Source organism: Bacillus sp. DE0042 (genome assembly GCF_007680225.1).
Classification (GTDB): domain Bacteria; phylum Bacillota; class Bacilli; order Bacillales; family Bacillaceae_G; genus Bacillus_A; species Bacillus_A wiedmannii.
Genome location: NZ_VEJP01000004.1, coordinates 81401 through 104146, shown reverse-complemented (window position 1 = coordinate 104146; position 22746 = coordinate 81401). Strand labels below are relative to the sequence as shown.

The 22746-nt window shown below is 31.4% G+C and carries 17 protein-coding genes and 5 pseudogenes; 17 read left to right on the top strand and 5 right to left on the bottom strand.

Translation table 11 applies throughout. The features are described 5' to 3' along the window. Positions 1–535 precede the first annotated feature (535 nt). The 5 genes and pseudogenes from satA to FS802_RS16910 all read left to right on the top strand — a co-directional run bounded on the left by satA (position 536) and on the right by FS802_RS16910 (position 3534). Entirely contained in the window at positions 536–1096 is a 561-nt protein-coding gene (satA, locus tag FS802_RS16925) for a streptothricin N-acetyltransferase SatA (RefSeq protein ID WP_098654155.1), read from the top strand. A gap of 214 nt (positions 1097–1310) precedes the next feature. Beyond that, the gene (locus FS802_RS16920; RefSeq protein ID WP_087986071.1) at positions 1311–1490 is read left to right on the top strand and encodes a DUF4083 family protein; all 180 of its coding nucleotides are present in this window, start codon (positions 1311–1313) and stop codon (positions 1488–1490) included. A 336-nt stretch (positions 1491–1826) separates the two neighbouring features. Continuing rightward, positions 1827–2023: pseudogene (locus FS802_RS31590) on the top strand (helix-turn-helix transcriptional regulator). A 1-nt stretch (position 2024) separates the two neighbouring features. Further along, positions 2025–2495, top strand: a complete 471-nt coding sequence (locus FS802_RS16915; RefSeq protein WP_260989072.1) for a DUF6773 family protein — start codon at positions 2025–2027, stop codon at positions 2493–2495. A gap of 304 nt (positions 2496–2799) precedes the next feature. After that, positions 2800–3534, top strand: a complete 735-nt coding sequence (locus FS802_RS16910) for a DUF874 domain-containing protein (RefSeq protein ID WP_098654103.1) — start codon at positions 2800–2802, stop codon at positions 3532–3534. A gap of 79 nt (positions 3535–3613) precedes the next feature. Here FS802_RS16910 and FS802_RS16905 read toward each other — a convergent pair whose 3' ends face one another. Then, positions 3614–3706: a YjcZ family sporulation protein gene (locus FS802_RS16905; RefSeq protein WP_080548958.1), complete on the bottom strand. Its 93-nt coding sequence runs from the start codon at positions 3704–3706 to the stop codon at positions 3614–3616. Positions 3707–4455: 749 nt separating this feature from the next. Between FS802_RS16905 and FS802_RS16900 the strand changes: the two genes are divergently transcribed. Further along, positions 4456–4971: a hypothetical protein gene (locus FS802_RS16900; RefSeq protein ID WP_098654102.1), complete on the top strand. Its 516-nt coding sequence runs from the start codon at positions 4456–4458 to the stop codon at positions 4969–4971. Positions 4972–5460: 489 nt separating this feature from the next. Here FS802_RS16900 and FS802_RS16895 read toward each other — a convergent pair whose 3' ends face one another. Together FS802_RS16895 and FS802_RS16890 are read right to left on the bottom strand one after the other, a co-directional pair. Next, the gene (locus FS802_RS16895) at positions 5461–5733 is read right to left on the bottom strand and encodes an HU family DNA-binding protein (RefSeq protein WP_064475131.1); all 273 of its coding nucleotides are present in this window, start codon (positions 5731–5733) and stop codon (positions 5461–5463) included. 138 nt (positions 5734–5871) lie between these two features. Beyond that, entirely contained in the window at positions 5872–6237 is a 366-nt protein-coding gene (locus tag FS802_RS16890; RefSeq protein ID WP_064475132.1) for a hypothetical protein, read from the bottom strand. Positions 6238–7257: 1020 nt separating this feature from the next. On the opposite strand from FS802_RS16890, the gene FS802_RS16880 reads away from it, so the two are divergent. The 10 genes and pseudogenes from FS802_RS16880 (at position 7258) to FS802_RS16825 (ending at position 19217) form a co-directional block, all read left to right on the top strand. Next, the gene (locus FS802_RS16880) at positions 7258–7788 is read left to right on the top strand and encodes an RNA polymerase sigma factor SigX (RefSeq protein ID WP_098506070.1); all 531 of its coding nucleotides are present in this window, start codon (positions 7258–7260) and stop codon (positions 7786–7788) included. A gap of 3 nt (positions 7789–7791) precedes the next feature. Next, entirely contained in the window at positions 7792–8739 is a 948-nt protein-coding gene (locus FS802_RS16875; RefSeq protein ID WP_098646127.1) for a DUF4179 domain-containing protein, read from the top strand. Positions 8740–9064: 325 nt separating this feature from the next. Next, a pseudogene (locus tag FS802_RS16865) lies at positions 9065–9393 on the top strand (IS4 family transposase); the annotation flags it as partial. 281 nt (positions 9394–9674) lie between these two features. After that, positions 9675–10817 (top strand): acyltransferase family protein, encoded by a 1143-nt coding sequence (locus FS802_RS16860; protein ID WP_098654101.1) that lies wholly within the window; start codon positions 9675–9677, stop codon positions 10815–10817. A 125-nt stretch (positions 10818–10942) separates the two neighbouring features. Further along, entirely contained in the window at positions 10943–11599 is a 657-nt protein-coding gene (locus FS802_RS16855; protein WP_098654100.1) for a lysozyme family protein, read from the top strand. A gap of 411 nt (positions 11600–12010) precedes the next feature. After that, positions 12011–13195 (top strand): FtsW/RodA/SpoVE family cell cycle protein, encoded by a 1185-nt coding sequence (locus tag FS802_RS16850; protein ID WP_016089907.1) that lies wholly within the window; start codon positions 12011–12013, stop codon positions 13193–13195. 320 nt (positions 13196–13515) lie between these two features. After that, complete coding sequence (locus tag FS802_RS16845; RefSeq protein WP_016135801.1) at positions 13516–14424, top strand: VanZ family protein; 909 nt, start codon at positions 13516–13518, stop codon at positions 14422–14424. 464 nt (positions 14425–14888) lie between these two features. Beyond that, positions 14889–16313: pseudogene (locus FS802_RS16840) on the top strand (IS4 family transposase). A 1487-nt stretch (positions 16314–17800) separates the two neighbouring features. Continuing rightward, entirely contained in the window at positions 17801–18142 is a 342-nt protein-coding gene (locus FS802_RS16830; protein WP_016089913.1) for an LCI fold-containing protein, read from the top strand. 538 nt (positions 18143–18680) lie between these two features. Further along, a complete protein-coding gene (locus tag FS802_RS16825; RefSeq protein ID WP_016089915.1) occupies positions 18681–19217 on the top strand; it encodes a hypothetical protein in 537 nt (178 codons plus the stop codon). Positions 19218–19278: 61 nt separating this feature from the next. Here the strand turns inward: FS802_RS16825 and FS802_RS31950 are convergent. Together FS802_RS31950 and FS802_RS31945 are read right to left on the bottom strand one after the other, a co-directional pair. Then, positions 19279–19395: pseudogene (locus FS802_RS31950) on the bottom strand (IS3 family transposase); the annotation flags it as partial. Further along, positions 19374–19502: pseudogene (locus tag FS802_RS31945) on the bottom strand (helix-turn-helix domain-containing protein); the annotation flags it as partial. The pseudogenes FS802_RS31945 and FS802_RS31950, both read right to left, overlap by 22 nt. A gap of 841 nt (positions 19503–20343) precedes the next feature. Here FS802_RS31945 and FS802_RS16815 point away from each other — a divergent pair. Continuing rightward, positions 20344–22743 carry an AAA family ATPase gene (locus tag FS802_RS16815; RefSeq protein ID WP_098720504.1) on the top strand — a complete coding sequence of 800 codons (2400 nt, stop codon included), beginning with the start codon at positions 20344–20346 and terminating at the stop codon, positions 22741–22743. Positions 22744–22746 lie beyond the last annotated feature (3 nt).

Sequence of the window (22746 nt, the reverse complement as noted above, 5' to 3'; positions counted from 1 at the left end):
GCAAGATTGCGGTGTGTCATCACCACTCCCACAACAGACCATATAGGTTCGTGGGCTACGTTACTGTGACCATACCGTACAGGTTGTTGGTTCTCAAATGTTTTAACGTCTTGTTCTTGACGACTTAACACATTTTACGGAGTAGAAGAATTGGCTACTCCAACCTCACATGTATTCTGCTTTCAGAGAACAGTTGTTTTAGAGTCTTTTGCATGACTATAAATGTAGTATATCATGTTTTGCTATGCAAAAACGATACTTTCATCCCATGCCTAAAGGCGGACTAAAGTCCTACATGGGCTTTCCCATATCGCAAAAGCTGTAATTTTCAAATAAAGAGAATAGCTGAAACATCAATGACCTAAGTGAACCGCATCTCCAATGTATTAGATAGTTATCTAATAATTGGAGATGCGGTTTTATTATTTTGATTTGCAATAACGCTAATCAGTTAGTAAATTAGAATTGAATAAGGGACATGGAAAGAACTAGGGGGAATAATATGAATTGGAGGTCCCACGTAAAGGAGAATACGATGAACCTTTTAATTAGAGAATTAGAAGTAGATGATTTAGACAATTTACCGGAGATTGATGATAGTTTTATAGTAAACTCTCGGTTAATTTTTTCTCTTTCAAAAGTAAATAAGCAAATAGAATATACAGTAGAAGACGTTCCAAGTTATGAGAAAAGTTATTTACAAGATCAATATGATGATGAACTAGCATACACTGAATATATAAATAAGACTGAACAAGTAATTTACATAGCAATTTTACATGACCAAATTATAGGAGTAATGGTATTGAAAAAGAATTGGAATCACTATGCTTACATAGAAGATATAAAGGTGGATAAAAAATATCGTTCACTTGGAGTTGGTAGGAGGTTAATTGAGCAAGCAACGCATTGGGCAAAAGAAAGCAATATGCCAGGTATAATGCTTGAAACACAAAATAATAATGTAGCAGCATGTAGGTTCTATGAAAAATGTGGGTTTGTAATAGGTGGATTGGATTTTTTAGTATATAAAGGGATACATGAAGAAAGCGATGAAGTTGCAATGTATTGGTATTTGCATTTTAAACGAAAGTAAACCATAACTCGAATATATAAATTCCTCGCTGTTATATTCGGGACAAGCAAATAATTAAAAGAAAAAGGAGGTTTCTTTCCGAGAGTAGGGGGCATCTTTGATCTTGCTACCGATTATGAGACGTTATACTAGACATGTATAGAGTATACAACCAAATATAAACAACAAATCACTTCTTTTAAATGGTAAAATAAGAGGAAGGAGGTCCTGTATAATGCCTTTAGAAAACTCTATTTATTACATAGGAGTTGCTATTATTTTATTGTTCATCGGTGCACTGCTTGGGGGGATTATACGTATAACTCGTCATACTAGCAATCGTAAAAAACAAGATTCAGTTGAGCAAAAGTTAGATAAAGTTATTCAACTGTTAGAAAAACAAAACAAAGATTGACCCTACTCAAATTAGAAGTAGTTTGCAATAGCTCCCAATAACGAAAATTTTGTAAATGAGCTGTCCATATGGACGGCTCATTTTATTTTTTCTTATCATGGGTGTTCTTTGAAATGCTGAAGGTAATCAAACACTATCAAGCTAACAAAAGAAAATATCCTCAAAAAAAAAGCCATCCTTTCCTAGGATCCTACAGAAAAAATTTATATTTATATTTATATTTATATTTATATTTATATTTGTAGGATAGTTTTAGACAAAAAAATAAAGAAGTTAGTAATATATAGAATGTAAGATTTGTGTTATGAAGTTAACTTTACAAATGAGGTTTATTTAATGTTTGTAAGTAAAGAGAAAATTGCAAGAGTTAAAAGAGTCTAACTCAACAGGAGTTGGCCGATGTTGTAAACGTTACGCGACAAACCAGTAGCCTTATTGAAAGCAATAAGTGTAACCCTTCTTTAAAGCTTTGCATGCATTTAGCTAAAACATTAGATAAGAGTTTAGATAGATTATTTTGGGAGGAACTCTAAAATGGAAAAACTAAAAAATTGGTTTTCACTCAGTACACATTCAGATGAAAGAATTCAACAAATAGAAATGAAAATTTGGGCGCAATCTGGAATTATTGTCCTAATTTTAGCTTTTATAGATGTTGTAATACGGGGAGCATATCTAAACCGCCCATTCCTAGAATGGATTGCTTCATTAGCCATTATAATTTGTTATAGGATATTCTTTTTTATTAAATCTATTCTGACTGGCGTTTATGAAACAGAGATTAATAATAAAGAACAATTAAATGAAAAATTAAAAGAAAAAATGAGTAATACCTTTATTTTTTGTTTTGTCGCAATAGGTGCTACTACATACAAATATTACTTCCCTGAAGATTTCGGTGGATGGTTAGTAGCAATAGCAAAATTCATTATACTTTTCGTTTTCCTATTTGGTATTCAATATCTTATTACAGTAATAGCTTGGAAGAGATCCAATAAAATTTAATAAATATAGACAAAAAAGCTTATCCTTTAGCACTTAATGATAAGCTTTTTTATTATTTTTTTATCGTTTTTTTGTTTTTGTGATAGTTCCTTCTCTTAGGTTGATAACGATGTGGTGGTACTCCATCACTATCAAATTAAAAGAATGATTCCACGTTTTAAGAAGAAATTAATTTGTTTTGATTGAAAATAGATTATAAAGTTAATATTTAAATATAAAGAATTTGAATATTAATATGTTATCATTTGAATGATTCAGATATGGGATACAAAGTTAATATTTGTATCTGAGATCGTTTATACATATGGAAGAGTTAAATTATGAAAAGGTGGAATTTACTATGAAAGCAATTAAATTAGCAGGTTTAACACTTGCTGCAGGTTTATTATTGGTAGCGTGTGGTACTGAAGAAGCGAAAATAGAGCAAGATGCGAAGAAAGAGGAACAAATAGAAAAAGTTAAAGCATTTCAGGTAGAAAAGCAGCAAGAAAATAGGAAAGTAACTGTGGAGCAATCGACGGATAAATCAAAACAGCATGAAAATGTAGAAAAGGAAACAGTTAAAGAAGAAGCAAAAGCAGAGCCAACGCCTGTTGAACAACCGAAAGCTAGTGGGTTAAATGAAGCACAAGCACAAGAAAAAATGGAACAATCAAAGACAGCACAAGGCCAGGGAGCACGTAATAAGGATGTGAAGTTAAGTCAATTAGGAATCCAAACAGCAAAGGATGGAATAAAGGTGGCTGCACAGGCACAAGACGTCCATATTGAAGCAAAAGACAGTCTAACTCGAATTGTTGTTATTGTTCCAGCTGGAACATCGAAAGAACGAGCGCAACAAGTAGGCGACATAGCAGCGCGCCAGGTGGCAAGTTTCGGGACAATGGGATTATATTTAGATTTGAAAACACCATCAAAAGACTATTTAGGGGAATATTGGGAAAATTTCTCTGGTGATATCGGTATCTATGACAGCAACGAAAAACAATTAGTACGTGGATATATTTCCAAGTTAAATCCAACAAAAATTAAATGGTAAGAAAAACAAGGTCCCTACACAATGTGTGGGGATTTTTCCATAAAGAAAAGACACCCAAATGTGCCTTTTCCAATAGTTTTTAGCAGAAACAACTGCATCTGATAATGATTAATAGTATAAAGAGTACAACGAGTAAAGCAAAGCCGCCGCCCCAACTACCACCATATCCCATAATAATGTTTTGAGGGCTGAAATCTGTCCAAATCCAGGCTTACCTCACTGTCGCTTGCCAAAATATGAAAAAAATAGCCCTCCATCTAATCAAAAAAGGGTTAGTGGGGGACTATTTTTTAATTCTATTATTTACTGTTGTTTTCTTTCATTAAAATCAAAAAAGATTTCAGAGTGTCTTTCAGATATTCGCCTTGCAGGAGCAGCAGTTCTAACTACAATTAATAGTAAGAGGGTATAGATATATCCTCTTACTATTGATTAAAGGCATGAAACATAAGAAAAGACACTATATAGTGTTTTTTTTTGTTGATATAGCTCTAAAGAAAATGTATTGATTAATCAAAGATTGTTGAATGCTTCTTGTTTAATCTTAGCATAACATAAATATGAGGTTTTATTAATAAAACTCTATATATTAATATTATATAACTGAGTTTGTCTCAAATACTATTAGGAAAATTATATTTTTCTATATTTAGAACTAAGTTAGTAGGATTGGTAAACCAAAAGACTATTATGTTATACATAATAGTCTTTTTTATAGTTATATATTGAAATCCTAATAATTGTAATAGGTAAATTGATTGTAAAATATATACATTTATAGTTAGTTGTATTAATATTATTATAAATATTGGAAATTGAGGGTGATAAATGTAAATAACTTAGATGAAATTTGAAACTTTCTATAGTAAGTTTATAGTTTTGGGAGAAGAAGAAAAACTAAATTTTGGAGGTTAATTCACTATGTTAAAGAAAATGGTGTTTATGTTAATGGCTCTTACTCTAGTTTTTGTCCCAACTCTCGCTTCAGCTGCAACTATAGAGGATGGGAAAAAATACAACGCAACACACGAGGAATTAGAAGCTCAAGTTAAAGAATTAGAATATATATTTTCGGTATTAATGGTAAAAGATGAAGAAACAGGTAAGTATGTTCTTAATAAAGAAGAGTTAGCGGAATCTTCATATAACAATGAAGAAAAAGCAGCTATTATAGCTGGTGTTTATGTAATGAATGATGAAGAAATTCCATCTAATATGTACTCTAGTAACGTTTGGGAAAGATGTTGGCAGGATGCATTAGGTATTAGTAAATCATATTTTAATCAAATAAAATCGTATCTTAAGAAAGAGGATTACTGGGGAGCATTGGGAATGCTTTCGTTGCTTGGGCTACCATATAAGCCTGCGTTGTTATTTGCTTTTGCAGTAACTTGCGGGCCAGCTCCAGCTTATATTGCACCTAACCCTCATGAATAATAAGCCTGATATCTTATAGGTAAATGAACTAAAATTAGAATCTCTTTTGTGAATCTATTGATGCAAAAGAGATTCTTTTATCTTTTTAAACAAGTATTTCTGTTAAATATGAAAATATTAAGTATATTCTGTTGAAAAAAAGTAGATTTGAAGTAAGTTAAACTTTCATATGATATGCTTATTCTATACTAACTAATTTTCAGGTGAGGAGTTGATCGGTTATTACTAGTATAGAGAATATATATAATGTTTCTGTATTCTTAATGCTTTTATCTACTTTTTGTTTTTATCTGTATTTACGAAAAATAAAAAGAGAAAGAAAGCTCACTGGTTTCGAATTTACAATGTATATCATAACACAAGTTAGTTACATTCTTTGGGGAATCTATATTATTTATATAAACTTTGGATGATATTTTTTGTTTTATGAAAAAAAGGCTATTAAAAAAGGGTTTGAGATAAATATCAAACCCTTTTGACTATATATAATTATTTCACTGCCTCTTTTAATTCTTTTCCAGCTTTAAAAGCAGGTGCCTTTGAAGCGGCGATTTGCATTTCTTCACCTGTTTGTGGGTTACGTCCTGTACGTGCAGATCTTTCACGTACTTCAAATGTACCAAAACCAAGAATCTGTACTTTCTCCTCATTTGCTAACGCATTTGTTATTGTATCTAATAACGCTTGTGTTGCTGCAGCAGCATCTTTTTGTGTAAGTTCAGCTTTTTCTGCTACTATTTTTGTTAATTCTGTTTTATTCATTTTCTGCACCTCTTGATATGTAATTAGGTGACTATTATAACGTGTGTGTATTCATGACGCAATTATACTGTACTTAGAAAAAGCCATAGCAAGAGCAAGAGGACAATGTCTGTGTAAAAGGCATAAGAAGGATATTAATTATCGCTTTAAACTCTGTTCATATTTCTTTACATCTTCCATGGTTTTAAATATTAACACATCAAAAACTCCTTTTTCATTCCCACATACGATAACAAAACCATCTGTTGCTTCCAGAACTCTACCGACGCCACCATCTGTAAGTGTAATACTGGTGAGATGTTTTACGTTCAGTTTTTCTTCTTTTTGAATGTAAGTAGTTATGGGTGTTCCTACAGGAAATGCGTCTGTGATTTCTTTTGTTGTATATGTCCCATCATCAATTGACTGAGTTTTAGCTGTAATAGAATCAGTTTGAGTGGCACATCCTGTTGAACATATTAAAAGAATCCCAGTAATCATACTTACACATGCTGTTTTTACCATTCACAAAATCCTCCTATAACTGTTCGTATTGTCAACCCATTTAGGGTAACAAATTATATATACGAAGTTTGTTGGATTATATGAGTCGTAATTCAACAAAGATACAGGTATTTTGGCAGAATGTGTTTCAAACAAAAGAAAAGACACCCTAAGGTGCCTTCCTGCGACTTGAACCATCGTAATATGGTATTGGATGCCAATCCAATTATTATTTTACCACGTTAATTAATTTTGGTTGTTGAGAAATATAATTTAAATCTATATGTTGTTTATTTTTGCTTCGTAAGCTTTTTTGTAGTGGATTCTTCAATCTATTCAGATTTACTTTTAATTTCAGGGGTTATTGCTATCTTGCTACCCGGGTGCACACAATAACAGTATTACTTGCACCAGAATCAACTAAATTAATTAAATGTGAAAAAAGTTAAAAACTAAATGTGCTATTATTATATTGAGAATTATAAATTAAAAGTGGCTTCTGGAAGGTAATAGTTATAACTGAAAACAATAAAGGGCAAGTTATTTTTTAGCATTGATATTATAGGTTGTATTCTTTGCATTATAATTCTTGTTAGTTTTAGAACATGGATACACCCTTTATTATTCCTTATCTTCGGACTAATTTTTCTTATTAATATAGTAAATACTCTTAAGGGAAATGGGCCTAATTCAAATTAAAATGAATTTGAATCCCTTTAAGGGGTCACCATATCAAAAAAAGAAATTGTACGTTTAGACACAAATGAACCAGTTCCCTGTACGTTAAGGAACTGGATACTTCTTTATTACTTTTTGATATAATTTTTGTCTCTTAATGGTCTTAGATTATTATAATTTGTTTTTTGGTTTAAACTACACAAATAATCCAAGAAACCAAAATGATTTTAATTTTTACATTCATCTGATTGAAAGATGAATGTTTTTTTGTACATATAAAAAAATAAAAATTTTTGTCACAAAAATCGCTATTCCGGGTTCTTTATAATACAGGCATCAAATGAGAGTGAGGTTTTAACCGACATGTTTAAGATAAAAAGGGAAGAAAGGCCTGTTTCAGATGTGACATTTGAAGATTTATTTAAACAAAACTATGTGTACGTTGTGAAACAGATTGTTTGGATTGTCAAAAACCAGACGATTGCTGAAGAATTGGCACAAGAAGTATTTTTACAGTTATACCGCAACAATTGGAAGGGGATTGAGAACTTATCTGGATGGCTAATAAAATCTTCTACTTTTGTAGCTTATAAGTATTTAAGATCCGAAAAACGGCATCAGGCGAGAGTAGATAAAACCATACAATATCATGAAGTACAGCACATTTCATCCCTAGATGATGATTGGATTAGAAAAGAAGAAATTACACAAGTGCAAATGGCGCTTAGTGAAATGAATGAGAAAGATCGAACCATTTTATTAATGAAATTTTCTGGTTTTCAATATAAAGAAATTGGAGAGGTTCTACAAATCGACATATCATCTATTGGAACATTATTAGTACGAGCCAAGCAAAAGTTTCGTAAAATCTATCAACAATTAGAGGAGGCGTAATAAATGAATTGTTATGATATGGGATTTATTCAAGCATATATAGACGGTGAATTATCTGATGGGACAAGAAAAGAATTCACAAAACACATAGATACTTGTAACGCATGCCAAGATTTATTACTCGAAATCACCAAATTAAATCAATGGGAAAATGTCAAGTTAGAGGAAGCAACAGTACATTCATCAAAAGAAATTGAGATTGATGTTGACCAAGCGTGGAAAGTATTTGAAAGTCACACAAAATTAGAAAATGTTTCTTATATCAATGAAAAAACTGAACCGAAGAAGGGATTGTTTACAAATATGAATAAAAAATCAAAACGTCTCATGTATACTGCAGTAGCGGTAGCAGGGCTCTTTGCAACAGCCATGATTCCACAAGTTCGAGTTGCAGCTACAGATGTTGCCTCTTATTTTTCCAATGCAATTTCAAATGATACGATTATTGATGAAGGAAGAGACGTTACAAAAGGTCAATTTATTCCTATTGATGAAAAGATTACAGATCAAGGTGTTACAGTACATCTGAAAGAATTATATATAGCGGATGCACGTATATCCGTTCATTACAAAATTGAAAAAGAAGATGGAAATGTAGTACCGTTTGAATTTGATACAACAGGGTTAGAACTTGAAGATGACGGCAAAGTAAATGGTCATCAAGAAAAAAACCCAGAGTATAAGAAAAATGGGTACTTCGGACAATTAGCATTTATTGACGGAGCAAATGATGGGCCATTCGAACTAAAGGCATCAGGTGTAGCATTAAAGGAAATTGGTATTCGTTTTAAGGATAGACCTGAAGGCGTCATCACATTTATCGAAGGTCTTAAAGGAAAAGATTCTTTCAAACAACCGCTCACGTTAGATGTACACATAAACAGAATTGGAAAAGTATCTGGGTCTTGGAAAACACAACTTCAAATTGACCCTACCAAATTAAAAAAATAAAGCAAGTTCAAATGAAAAAAAGAATAGAACGATGTGTTTCCAATACCATGCTTATATTCTTGCTTGTGTTACTTACATTTATTTCATACATGATTTCTACTCTATCTTTGTTAATTTCATAATCATAAGAAGGTAGTAAATTAAGTAGCCGGTTCCGTAACGTACAGGGAACCGGCTGAAATGCGTCCAAATGGTGTCCAAACGTACAGTTTGCTTAAAATGATATGGTGCCCCCATGCCCATCAACTTAAGAATCTTTACTATCCCCAATTGTAAAAAACGTTATTCTTTCTAAAAAGCTAAATAGAAAGGATGACGTTTTTTTATGAATCTTTCAATTAAAGATGAATTACAACTATTTTCTGAAGAATTAAAGCAATATATTACACCTGTATTTTTAGCAGAACTTGCAAGAGAAATCGGATTTATAAAGCGAAAACGTAAGTTTTCTGCCTTAGACTTAGCTACGATTTGTATTTGGATCAGTCAACGAGTAGCAAATGCTCCCTTAGTACAATTATGTAGTAAACTTCATGCAGCCACTTATACCTTACTCAGCCTTGATGGCTTAAATAAACGCTTAAATACAAAGGCGGTTTTATTTTTACAACATATTTTTCTTTATTGTTACAACAAAAACGCTGTGAACAAACACAGACTTTAGCATTTAAAATACATAAATATGTTTATGTATTTTAATAAATTGGAATATCATCTAAAAAATATCTAAATTTTTAAAAAACTTTAGATAAATTTTTAAAAAAACTTTAGATAAACTTTAAAAAAAACTTTAGATAAATTTTATATTTTCTTTGTATAATTTATGCATGAATATGAAAACTCTCTTTAAAAGATACACAACTTTTTTTGTAGTATCAAGGGTTGAAATGAACTTTATTAACAGCAAAAACTACAATATACAAGGAGAACACTTTATGAGTAAGAGAATAAACGAATTAGACTCAATACGAGGACTAGCGGCTATTACAGTTGTATTTGGACATTTTTGTTTAATGCTACCATCGTTGCCTAATTCTATTAAATTTTCCCCGCTTAGGTTTTTATGGGCTGGTGGGGAAGCTGTAATCGTTTTTTATGTACTCAGTGGTTTTGTGCTATCTATGGCAATCTATCATTCAAAAACAAATTATTGGGGATATTTAATTAAGCGATTTGTACGAATCTATATCCCTTATTATTTCTGGATATTCATCACCTTTGCTTTATTTGTTTTGTTTTCACCATATGAAGTTACGGGACTACGAGATTGGTTCTATGATAAGTGGCAAGGGCCAATAACAAACTTAGATATTATGAATCACTTTGTACTTCTGAATAACTTTTTTACGGATAATTATAATCCGGTTATCTGGTCATTAGCTCAAGAAATGCGTATATCTATTGTGTTTCCGTTGTTATTCCTTCTGTTTTATAAACAGAGTTGGAAGAAAACGATACTGTTTGCTATGAGCTTTTCTTTAATTGGTATTTTCCTTAATATGTTGCATATTGGGAAAGCTGAGGGGTTTTATAATGGTTATGCCGATACACTGCATTTCACATCTATGTTTATGGTAGGAATGCTACTTTTTAAACATCAGGAAGAACTTACTCAATTATATAGAAGTATGAAAAACTTAAACAGAAAACTTCTTATCGCATTAGGGGTCTTTCTATATCTATATTCCATTATGATTTATGGGCTTTCTAGTAATGATACTACTTTCTTATTAAAAGATTGGGGTGTCGTAATTGGTGTTAGTATAATAATCATTATGGCAATGAATAACCTAAAGGTAAAAGCTATTTTAAATAAGGGTGTATTTGTTTATTTAGGGGAAATTTCATATAGTATCTATTTATGTCATTTTCCAATCACTATGGTACTCTTTAAACTTTTGTATGCAAAGATACCCACCCTTTTCCTTCTTATCTTATGTATTACAACGACAATACTTTGCTCTATATTATCGTATTATTTAATTGAAAAGAAATGTATCAATTGGGCAAAACAAAGAACAGCAAAGTTCAAAAAAAGTGTGACATTTGTAGGGGTACGGAAACGATTCAAAGAATAACCCCCTTTGAAAAATCCTCCAATTCAGGCGGTTGTTTTTCTTTAAATTTCTATATTAAACTTTGCACCTAAAAGAAATAATTTTGAGTCCGAAAAGGTACGAATTTTTAATACGAGGAGGAGTATATGAAGGATACGATTAAAACACGATTTATTATATTATTCTATATTAGTATTTTAGGTTTAGGAACCATGATTGGAATATTTTATGTTAAGCATAAAACCAATATTCAAAGAAATAAAGTGATTGCTGCCGAAAAACGTTTATTGCAATATGAGCCCACCTTGAAAAGAGAATTAGAAAAATATAATTTAGGAGAGAAAACAGCAGTTTTATTAGGAATTATGTACCAGGAGAGTAGAGGTGAGGGTAACGATCCTATGCAGTCTTCTGAATCACTTGGATTAACGCCAAATGAAATTCAAGAGACAAGCTCGAGCATTAAACAAGGGGTAAAACACTTTGCTCAAATGTACAAATATGGAACGGAAAAAGATGTTAGCATGGATACAATTATTCAAAGCTATAATATGGGACCAGGGTATATTGATTTTATTGCTAGTCAAGAAGTTAAACAACACTCGGAAGATTCGGCCAAAAATTTTTCTAAGATGAAAGTTGATCAAAATCCAGAGATGTACACTTGTGGTGGAAATAAAAAAAATTTTAGGTATCCATATTGTTATGGTGATTTCACATATGCAACAAAGGTGAATGAAAAAGCAAAACTTATTGAAGAACTTCTCCGAAAAAATTCAAAATATATTTCAGAAAATTTTTAATGTAAGAACTTTAAGATTCATGTGAGAGATCTATTAAATCAGGTCATAGTGATACCCGTATTCTAAAAATAGTCTGACTACATGTCTGTTTCTGATAAGTTTGGAGTGACTCATGCAAAGTAGGCAGGATTTAAAAAGCACTCCACCAAGTTACGAGAATTTAGGTTTTACCGTAGGTACCATTTCACATTCTACAAAATAATATTAGGTTGATAATGTCTCTATTTAAATAAACTTTCCTTACCAAACTAATCATACACCTTTTTAAAGTAGTCTAATCAGTATGGATAATTTTGAGAATGTTCAATGTATCCTTATTATTGTAAAATTATATTAATAAATGTTAATGTACACATAAAAAACAGGATAGCTCCTATAAAAAGTATATACCACAATGGCTAGGGGGTTGAAATGGTGGAAAAAATAGTTTTTTTAAAAAAATTAGATAAGAAACTAATATTCATTTTATTCATATTATGTGTCACCAGTATTGTTGCAATATACAGTAGTCAGCAAACCGGGCAATATGGTAACCAAAATTTTGCTATGAAACAAATGGTAAATTACGCCATCGGATTTGTTTTATTATTAATTGTTGCCAATCTCGATTTAGATCAATTACAAAAATTAGCTTGGCCGATTTATATTGTGGGGTTCATCTCAATTATCATCTTAAAGATATTACCAGTATCAAGTTTTACACCTGAAATATCAGGTGCAAAAAGATGGTTTAGATTTCCAATTATCGGTGCTACTCAACCAGCTGAATTTTTTAAGCTTGCCTTACTTCTTCTGGTCGCAAGTTTAGTTGTAAAACATAATGCACAGTATATGGCACGGACATTTCAAACTGATTTACTTTTGATTGGTAAAATATTTTTGATATCTATTCCACCAGCGTTATTTGTTTATAGTCAACCCGATACGGGAATGGTGTTCCTATATATAGCAGCCATTGCATGTATTATATTTATGTCAGGAATTCAAAAAAAGTTAATCGTACTATGTGCAGGAATTCCGATGACTGTATTGTCTGCTTTAATATTTATATACGTAAAATATCCAGATATTTTCTTCAATAAGTTAGTTACTTTATTAAAGCCTCACCAACAATCGCGAATTTTAGGCTGGTTAGATCCATTTCAGCATACAGATCAGGGATATCAAACTCAACAATCAATTTTAGCTGTTGGTAGTGGAGGGATAGAAGGAAAAGGCTTCGGTTCTGGAAATGTTTATATTCCAGAAAAACATACTGATTTCATTTTTGCCACAATTGCCGAAGAAGGCGGTTTTATAGTTGCCACTTTTATAATATGCATATTCTTCTTACTGCTTTCCCGAATACTTATAATTGGTAATTCCGCAAATAATTTATTCGGCACCTTACTATGCGCAGGAATTGTAGGCGTTCTAATGTTACAATTTTTTCAAAATATCGGTATGATTGTGGGATTAATGCCTGTCAAAGGTATTGCACTTCCATTTTTATCATATGGCGGAAGCTCTTTATTTTCGAACATGCTAATGATGGGGCTTATTCTATCCACACGAAAAACATACAAAGAATATATGTTTTCAGTGAACCAGAACTAAATATCAAATAAAAAGTGCTTATACCTTAAACTATTCGTAGAATAACACGAGATGAATAAAAAAGGTTACAGAGCTATAATCAAGTATTGTTAATAGACAGAGGTAGGAGAAAAATAAATCTACAAATTATGGTCAGGAGAGGTTTTGCTCTTTGTAAGGATGAAAGGAGAAAAGAACAACAAAGTTTCAAAAAAAAGTGTAATACATGGCGGAATCTTATTTCTTTAGTAAATATAAGAATCCCAAGTTGTTAGAAAAGCAATACCAGGATATGCAAGGTTTATCAATGGATTAGGCGGAATTTTTAAAGTAGGTGTAAAATGAATTTTATTAATGAACTAGAAAAGAAATTTACAAAACGACAAGTTATATTATTTATATCAATAATAGGATATTATTCTCTTTTAATAATGGCTACCACATTTGGTCGTTCAGCTGGGAATATCTTTGTAAGAACAATTGATTTCGATGTACTAAGCCAGTATCAACAAGCATGGAATCAATTTTCATTTAATTCTTTTTTTCATATCATTGTTAATATAGGTATGCTGTTGCCGTTAGGGATTTTATTACCTTTATTTAGTGAAGTTTTTTTAAAAGCAAAATGGATGTTAATCAGTTCAATTACAACATCTTTATTTATTGAAACTCTTCAATTTATAACACTTCGTGGAAGTGCGGAACTAGACGATTTACTTCATAATACTATAGGAATGATGCTTGGGTATTGTATATTAAATATAATTCTTATTTTTATTAAAAAAAAGGAATCACACACACAAATAGTCAAATATTTAATCTTACCTACTGCAGTAAGCTTCGTCGCACTTGGAATAATTATTTCGTATCAAATGAAGGAATTTGGTAATATGCCATTTGATCCTTACAGAAAAACAGATATGTCTCATGTCACTATAAAAACATCACTAGAGTTAAGTAATGAAGGTAAAAAAATGCCTGTTTACGATTCTAAAGGTGAAATAGTGCGAGACGTCGAAATTATTTCTCCAAAAGAAGCATTTCAAAAGCTGAAACAAGGAGACATTTATCCTATGGGAACTTTCGAAGCGGGTGAAGAATTTGAAGGTGAGACATTAGTCATTACAGAGTATAATTTGGAGCACGTCACTGATACAAAAGGTTTTTCTCAACCGGTATATATTTTTCGCGTACAGTTAAAAAATCATGACATAGTTATTACGGTTCCACCTATTTCCGCGAGAAAATAATGCGAATTTTCTTATTTTATATATGATCAATAGGGTGGTTCTGTTGCAAAGTTTGAAAAAAACATAAACAGGTTGATAAATGTGAACTGCGCCTCCGATTGTTAGACTGTGTCTAACAATCGGAGGTGCAGTTTTTTTATGACTAAATTTATTGCAGAAGACAAAATGAATGCAGTTATACATTATTAAAATGGAAATGAAAGTATAGAAGACATCGCGAAATCACTAGGAGCGAATCACGAAATGGTCCGCATGTGGATAAAAAAATTTGAATATCATGGAATCCAATGGTAGATACAGGATACGGACAAGGTCAAGGTCAAGTATTAATGACGCTTCTTCATTTAGCATTACCTATGCGGGGGCACCCATGCCCATCAACTGAAGGATTTTTACTACCCCCAAGTACAAAAAAACGTTATTCTTTCTTACATAATATAAATGAGAAAGGGTGACGTTTTTTTATGAACCTCTCGATTCAAGAGAAGTTACAACCATTTGCGGAAGAATTACAGCGCTATATCACACCCGAATTTTTGGAAGAACTAGCAAGAGAGATGAAGTTTGTAAAGAGAAAACGCAAATTTTCGGGATCAGATTTAGCTACCATTTGTATTTGGATTAGTCAAAGGGTGGCCAGTGATCCTTTAGTACGATTATGTAGTAGACTTCACGCAGTTACAGATACTGTACTTAGCCCGGAGGGCTTAAATAAACGATTTAACGAAAAATCAGTGTTATTTTTAAAACATATCTTTTCTTTGTTGTTACAACAAAAAATCTGTGAACAAACTCACATTTCTAGCCAACTTTTTGCGCATTTTAAACGTATTCGCATCATGGATGCCACTATGTTTCAAGTACCCCATACTTTGGAACATATATATCCTGGTTCAGGTGGCTGTGCGCAAACAGCTGGGATCAAAATTCAATTAGAATATGATTTGCATAGTGGACAATTTCTTAATTTTCAAGTGGGACCTGGAAAAAATAATGATAAAACATTCGGAACAGAATGTTTAGATACGTTACGGCCAGGCGATTTATGTATTCGTGATTTAGGATATTTTTCATTAGAGGATTTAGATCAAATGGATCAACGAGGTACATATTATATTTCGCGGTTAAAGTTAAATACAAACGTATATGTAAAAAATCCAGATCCGGAATATTTTAAAAATGGTTCCATTAAAAAACAATCAGAATACATACAAATCAATGTCATACAGATTTTGAATTAACTCCAACCAGGGGAAACGATAGAATATCAGCAAGCCTATATTGGAGATAAACAGCAGTTATTTTCACGTCTCGTTTTTCATCGTTTAACAGCGGCACAATTACAAAAACGCCTAGAGAAAATTGCAGAAAAAGAAAAGTCAAAACACAGAATCTATTTAGAGAAAAGTAAATTAGTAGCGGGATTAAATGTATATGTGACAAATGCACCTTGGGAGTGGGTTCCGATGGAACAAGTACATGAATTGTATACATTACGCTGGCAGATAGAAATTGTTTTTAAAACGTGGAAATCATTATTTGATATAGATCATTGTCGCACTGTCAAACAAGAAAGAATAGAGTGCCATTTATACGGAAAACTGATCGCTATTTTCTTATGTTCTTCTACCATGTTTAAAATGCGTCAACTTTTATTACAGAAGAAGCAAAAAGAATTAAGTGAATATAAAGCAATTGGAATGATTCAAGACCATCTATTTCTCCTCTATCAATCCATACAAAACACCCAAGAGATAACAAAGCTTCTAACCCGCCTGTTTCACCTTCTACAACAAAACGGACGTAGATACGAAAAAAAGACTGTTTTTGATATTATGGGTGTTATCTATGAGTATAGTGGATGCAGCAAGCAAAAGAAAGCTGCATAGTGAAAAAATGAAACCCGTTAGGGTTTATTTTGCGTGCTTATTTTTAATAAATCCCCCCATTTGGAGAGATTTCAGTTCAAATGAACAAAATTTTGTTTTGTATCCATCCTTAAGTTGATGGGCATGGGGTGTCTTAAAATCTTAGCTTGATGGGCATGGGGCACCGCCAGCATTTCGGAAAAAAGCCACGCTAAGCCCAAAAATGAATCCTTCGAAAAAGGAATTCATAAAAAACAGGTATCTTTGTACATATATTTTTTTTACGAAAGATAAATATTATAAACTGGAGGGTATTAAATGCAACTTTCAAAGCGTTTATTCTCTCTTCTTTTACTAGCGTGTTTATTTTTAAATCTATTTTGTTTAACGGAAACATTAGCTAGTAGATCATAGACTGTTACAATAGATAATGTTAGTACTTTTCCCTATAGTATTAAAGAAGGTTGGTTATCCCTTCCTAAAACAGATGGAACTTTAACTGTTAGTATTACAGCTGAAAATGCTAAAAGGATTAAATTTTATTTAATTCCAACAGGAACAGCAACTTATAATCAAAGAAAATTAATTGGGAGTTCTGAGGGGGAAAATGGTGGGTTTGTATTTAAGTATAGCTTTAAAGGAAAGCAAGATATTTTTCATCATTTCGCAGTGGAAGCGATAAATTCAAAAAATCAAATAGCTGCTAAAGGTGTATTATTCAATATTATAGCACTTTATGGTAAAGAAAAGACACCATAAGGTGCCTTCCTCCGACTTGAACTACATTCATTTAGTATAAACTTATCCGTATTATCCCTTTGTTATACATGTAAACACATCCTATAAAACAGAATCGTCTATATACACCAGATTGTTAGTTCACAAAGTACAAGAAATTTGAGATCAGTAATAGATTGATGGCACATCTTTTATAATGGTCGATATGTTACGTCTTTCAAAAGAATCTGCTTTATAGAACGTGTCCACAATTTATATTTTACTACATGTAATATTAATTTAGTGTGATTTTTACAGATATGTATAATTACATAAAGTTTATGAGAAATAGAGAGTATACTTTGGTATTGTGTAATAAAGATAAGGCCCACCTACGGAAATAGGTGGGCTTTTTTTATTGGATATTACTATCTTATTGCACAAAAGGGAATTTGTATTTGAATAATAGCATATTCCTAAAGTTTTTATATTGAGAAATAAAGAAAAGACAACCTAAGGTGTCTTCCCTTGTTGTGGTAAATAAGAAGTAAGGTTTCTATTTTAACTGAAAAAAAATAGAACAGTTGCTTAGATTTTATCACAATTTTTTTCTGAATGAACATGCATTATTACAAATCATAATAAATCCCTCTATTTTCCATTTGATAAAATGAATTACCAATATTAATAAGATTCAAATAAATATTTCTACAAATTCAAAATATTTACAAAAAATACAAAAGTGATACATTTAAGTTGTAAGTTATAAAAAATATTAAGGGGGATTTATTATGTTCAAGAAATTGTTAGTTGGGGTTTTAGCAACAGGTATTGCATTGACTGGAGGAATTAGCGCCGCATCAGCGAGTACGGAAAGTGCAAGTGTGGATAATACTAATAATTATGCACCAATCAAAGCACTAAACGAAGAATTTTATGATTATATATACAAATTTCCCTATGAATATGTCACTGAAAGAGGGATATATAGAACTTATAAATTTTATAGTGAATCAGGTAAGTTTGCTAACTATTTTGAGAGTGACGGAATTAAATGGTATTTTAAAGGGGTTGCTCTAGAATTCGTAAATGGCGGTGCATATGGTCATTATGAAGGTGTTAGATCAAACTAATTTTCTACTTAAAAAGCCCTGAAATATTAGGGCTTTTTCTTTATATAGAATTGATTTCAAAAAAAGGCACTCTAAGGTGCCTTCTCCGACTTGATAACTATGCATTATGATACTACAGGAATCTAATAGTATAGGCGAATAGATATGGTATTTTTTATTTTAATAAATGTCCAGTGAAATTGATAACCCTTGTTATTTTTTTATATTATTATATACGAGCATTGAAAAACTTGTAATTACGATTAGTATAAGCATAGTTCTTTCAACAATAGAATTATAATTGGTTAAATAATCTATCAGTAAATATAACGGGAAAAGTAAAATGAAAAATATAATTTGTTTTTTTGTAAACATTTTAAAAATACCCCCTGTTAAATTATATAATTTTATTTTATACAAAAATTATTATATATAACATAATTATACCTTAAAATCTATAAAAAAGAAAAAATATATATAATATACAATATTGTAAAAAATTTCTATTATATGTTAATATTAACTATGTAGTTATCAATCTATGGATGGGGGAAAACTAATGTTAAAAGGTAAAAAAACAATTATTACAATGCTATGCGCAACTATGTTAGGTACAACATCTTTAATAGCTACACCAGCGAAAGCGGAGACTGACACAAAGTTGGAAAATTCAATTACTGATTTTGGTATGAAAGATCTTGAACTAAACGATTACCAATTAAATGAGTTAAAAACTAATAGACCTATAACGATTTCTACTGCTGCTGCTGAAATTAGAATAGAGCCACAAAGAGCAGGTGCAAAGGTATTTAATATTAAAACTTACTTGAAAAACAGTTATTGTAAGGATGTATTGAAAAATTACAATGCTTGGAACTCTACTAATAAATGGGCGAAAACTGTGAAGTATATAGTAAGCCTTGCTCCTGCTGCAGGATTATCAATGTTTATGTATGACTTAGGAGCAGATAGAATTATAACACCGATTAAATCTGCAGTTAAACAAGGTAAAGGTGTTGAAATGTCTTATAAATATACAATACCTGTTGGAACCAATATAGGAGAAATAACTAATTCAAAAGTTACTGTTAAATAAAAATAGGACAACCCTATAATGAAGTGACCCCTTTCAAGTAGACAGTATTCAAAAAACACAACTAAGCAACCTGAGTTTTATATTTATAGGGACTCAGGTTATTTAGTTTCTTTTGGAACCGTTGGTGATTATAAAAGTGTATATATTTGCGCACAGCAAACTTAACCTCATCAATCTTTGTATACGTTTGTGATTAAAGTGAAGGTTATAAGTGGCTTTCAGCCAAATTTGTACTCTCCTGTATCCATAAATACCCTTAAGTTTTTTATGACACTCCAGTATCATAAAGATTTTCTTAGTCAGTGATTTTTTGTACAAAGAGTATTTGTATTTCTTTATAGAAAAAACTGCCTCCCAATCGTTAGAAATGTCTAACAGTTGGGAGGCAGTTTTTTTGTGCTCACTATAGTAGAGCATATAAAATTTGATCACCATTCTTTTCATTTATATCATTACGAAGGTGAATGGGTAAGAACTTCGCTAAATATGTCCCTGTTCTTTTAATTTGTATAATTACGGAGGTGAAACAGAAAAGAACTCCGCTGAATTTTATCTTTATCGGTTTTTTATTATAAATCATTAAGTAAGCAAAACGCAATAATTTTACTTAACTTAACAACAATTAAATCGTAACATAAAGAATGTTAATATGAAAATAAATTAATATTTACTTTTGATTTTCAACATTATTGGTTTGATTATTATAGGACTCGTTGCAGTATTTATTGGAGCTAGTATGGCACTGTTTTTGGATTATGTGGGAAATAGAAATGGGAAAATCAAGTAAAATATTGCTTGATATTTCATCATTATCTTCCTCCTATTTATTATTATTCCTTTTTAACTATATAATTCAAACTAACGATTTATATCTTGTATAAATAAAAAAGAAATAGAAATGTATTGTGGGGGAAGGGACATCAACTACTGTGGTCTGCGTTTGTCATCTGAAACCGAATTGTAAATAATTCATGGGTTATTAACAAAAAATCAATTTAATATATTTCATAAGAGTAGTATAAATAAATGATACAATAATGGAATAAGAAAGAAAATTCATTTGTAATTACTTTTAAGATAAAGGAAATATGATACTCATTTTAGTTAGAATGGAGTCAAAATTTTTATGGCACAAAAATTTGCTGTTTTTTCAAATACAATTGGGGAATATGAAATCTTTGTAAAATCCCAAACAATTTATTGGCCTAAATCACTTACTAAACTTACAAGGTCTCAAAGTGATAGCGGAAATGTAAAAGAGGAAGTGGTTGGGGATAGAGTTTACCTAGTAACAGGAGCTTCTATTCGTGATAATATATTCGAAGATTTAAAGGATAAAGTTACATCTTCGCCAATGATTACACATATGGGAAGTGTAAAAGAAATTATAGAAAATCCAATTATTTGTTACAGATATAAACATAGCAATAAAAACAGAAAAAGGGACACTGTTATGTTACCGTTTCAAATGTTTGAAATACTTAAGGGATTTAAGAGATATCTAGATGAAGATTTTACAAGTGAGAACTTGGCTGAGATAGACCGTATTTTAAAAGTTGGAGTAATTATTGAAGAATTAAAGATGGAAGGTAAAATAACGTTTGAGCGTGCCTATGAAATAGGAGATATTTATTATATTGGTGATAAAAAAGGCAATTTGTTTATTTTAGATGAAGATTTCACACCTGTTTCACGACAAAGTGCAAACGTTGAGAGAGCGAAAAAAGTACAGATGATGCCGGATAAGAGCTCCTTAATAGCCATTCGAGAGGCATGTAATGCAGCTGGATTAAAAGGTGAAGAAGTGATTCAACATTTAGGTACATGGCAAGGGGAACAGTACATGAAGATTGATATTACCGATAGTTTGTTTTTACCCGTTGATAATGATAAGGGGCTTTCGCAAGGGATTTCAACGAGATTGTTGACAGAGGGAGCTGGTGAACGATTAGTATCTCAATTGTACAATACGGTAACTAAACAGCAAGAAACAAATCCTTCACAAAAGGGGAGTAATGACGTGGAATTTGCAAAGAATCAAATTTTGTATGGACCACCTGGAACAGGTAAAACGTATAATACGGTTTTATACGCAGTTGCCATTTGTGATAAAAAAAGTATTGAGTCATTAAAGGAAATGCCTTATAAAGAAGTACTAGATCGTTATGAAATGTTAATGAAAGAAGGAAGAGTTGCTTTTACAACATTTCATCAATCGTACGGATATGAAGAATTTATTGAAGGAATAAAACCGGTAATTAATCAACAAGATGAAGACTCCATATCAGATTTAAAATATGAATATACTTCTGGGGTATTTAAAAAGTTTTGTGAAGAGGCCAAAAAGGTTAGAGTAAAAGCACCTTCCTTAAAGATACGAAAGCACCCTGTCGTGTGGAACGTCCTTCTTGAAGGGACGGGGCAAACTAAACTCAAAGAAGAATGTTTTCAGAATGATTATATTAAGATTGGATGGGCTAAGAAGGATAAACTCATCACTGAACAAACCGATAATTTAAATGATAAAGTACGTAGAATTCTGCTGAATTTCCAGGAGGAAATGCAAAAAGAAGATATTGTATTTATTCAAGGTAGCAACACTACCATTGATGCAATTGGAATTATTGACGGCCCTTATGAATTTGATGAGTCCGATAAAAAATATCCAAGGAAAAGAAAAGTGAAGTGGATTGCTACTAATATTATTGAAGAAGTATATGCCTTAAATAAGAATACAAAGTTGGATAGGAAGACTGTGTATCCACTAAGAAAGATGGATATTGAAGGGGTAATTAATTTAATTGAAAAGTATACGAGTACTAACGAGATTAATGTGGAAAAAAATATTGACCCCTATGTGTTTATAATAGATGAAATTAATAGAGGTAACATTTCGAAAATCTTTGGTGAATTAATTACACTGATTGAGCCAACAAAGAGAATTGGAGCATCAGAACAGACTACTGCACTTTTACCGTACACAGGGGAGGAGTTTGGGGTCCCTAATAACGTACATATTCTTGGGACAATGAACACAGCAGATAGATCTATTTCATTAATGGATACAGCATTAAGGAGAAGATTTAAATTCATTGAGATGATGCCCGACATTGAAATACTTAAAGAACTAGGTATTCTCGAAATAGAAGGAATTGATGTTCCAGCTATCTTAAAAGCGATGAATGAAAGAATAGAATTCTTGTATGATAGAGAGCATACAATTGGACATGCCTTTTTTACTCCTTTGGTTGGAGCAGAAAAGCAATCTATACAGAATTTAGCACAAATATTTTTAAATGATATTATACCATTATTACAAGAGTATTTTTATGAAGACTATAGCAAGATCCAGCTAGTACTTGGAGATAATGCCAAAACAGATAATATAAATAAATTTGTTTTAGATACAGAAGTTAAACTGAAGAATATATTTAAAGGAAATCCAGATATTGATTTACCAGAAAAGAAATATGAAATTCAGACAGAAGCTTTTTATAGGGCAGATAGCTATAAACAAATCTATTAAAGC

What these genes read in the sequence shown, in the direction of transcription:
- FS802_RS16910 (WP_098654103.1), top strand. Translation starts at nt 2,800, where the DNA reads ATGGAAGAGTTAAATTATGAAAAGGTGGAATTTACTATGAAAGCAATT.
- FS802_RS16815 (WP_098720504.1), top strand. Translation starts at nt 20,344, where the DNA reads ATGGCACAAAAATTTGCTGTTTTTTCAAATACAATTGGGGAATATGAA.
- FS802_RS16850 (WP_016089907.1), top strand. Translation starts at nt 12,011, where the DNA reads ATGGTGGAAAAAATAGTTTTTTTAAAAAAATTAGATAAGAAACTAATA.
- FS802_RS16845 (WP_016135801.1), top strand. Translation starts at nt 13,516, where the DNA reads ATGAATTTTATTAATGAACTAGAAAAGAAATTTACAAAACGACAAGTT.
- FS802_RS16875 (WP_098646127.1), top strand. Translation starts at nt 7,792, where the DNA reads ATGAATTGTTATGATATGGGATTTATTCAAGCATATATAGACGGTGAA.
- FS802_RS16920 (WP_087986071.1), top strand. Translation starts at nt 1,311, where the DNA reads ATGCCTTTAGAAAACTCTATTTATTACATAGGAGTTGCTATTATTTTA.
- FS802_RS16880 (WP_098506070.1), top strand. Translation starts at nt 7,258, where the DNA reads ATGTTTAAGATAAAAAGGGAAGAAAGGCCTGTTTCAGATGTGACATTT.
- FS802_RS16825 (WP_016089915.1), top strand. Translation starts at nt 18,681, where the DNA reads ATGTTAAAAGGTAAAAAAACAATTATTACAATGCTATGCGCAACTATG.
- satA (WP_098654155.1), top strand. Translation starts at nt 536, where the DNA reads ATGAACCTTTTAATTAGAGAATTAGAAGTAGATGATTTAGACAATTTA.
- FS802_RS16915 (WP_260989072.1), top strand. Translation starts at nt 2,025, where the DNA reads ATGGAAAAACTAAAAAATTGGTTTTCACTCAGTACACATTCAGATGAA.
- FS802_RS16900 (WP_098654102.1), top strand. Translation starts at nt 4,456, where the DNA reads ATGTTAAAGAAAATGGTGTTTATGTTAATGGCTCTTACTCTAGTTTTT.
- FS802_RS16830 (WP_016089913.1), top strand. Translation starts at nt 17,801, where the DNA reads ATGTTCAAGAAATTGTTAGTTGGGGTTTTAGCAACAGGTATTGCATTG.
- FS802_RS16895 (WP_064475131.1), bottom strand. Translation starts at nt 5,733, where the DNA reads ATGAATAAAACAGAATTAACAAAAATAGTAGCAGAAAAAGCTGAACTT.
- FS802_RS16855 (WP_098654100.1), top strand. Translation starts at nt 10,943, where the DNA reads ATGAAGGATACGATTAAAACACGATTTATTATATTATTCTATATTAGT.
- FS802_RS16905 (WP_080548958.1), bottom strand. Translation starts at nt 3,706, where the DNA reads ATGGGATATGGTGGTAGTTGGGGCGGCGGCTTTGCTTTACTCGTTGTA.
- FS802_RS16890 (WP_064475132.1), bottom strand. Translation starts at nt 6,237, where the DNA reads ATGGTAAAAACAGCATGTGTAAGTATGATTACTGGGATTCTTTTAATA.
- FS802_RS16860 (WP_098654101.1), top strand. Translation starts at nt 9,675, where the DNA reads ATGAGTAAGAGAATAAACGAATTAGACTCAATACGAGGACTAGCGGCT.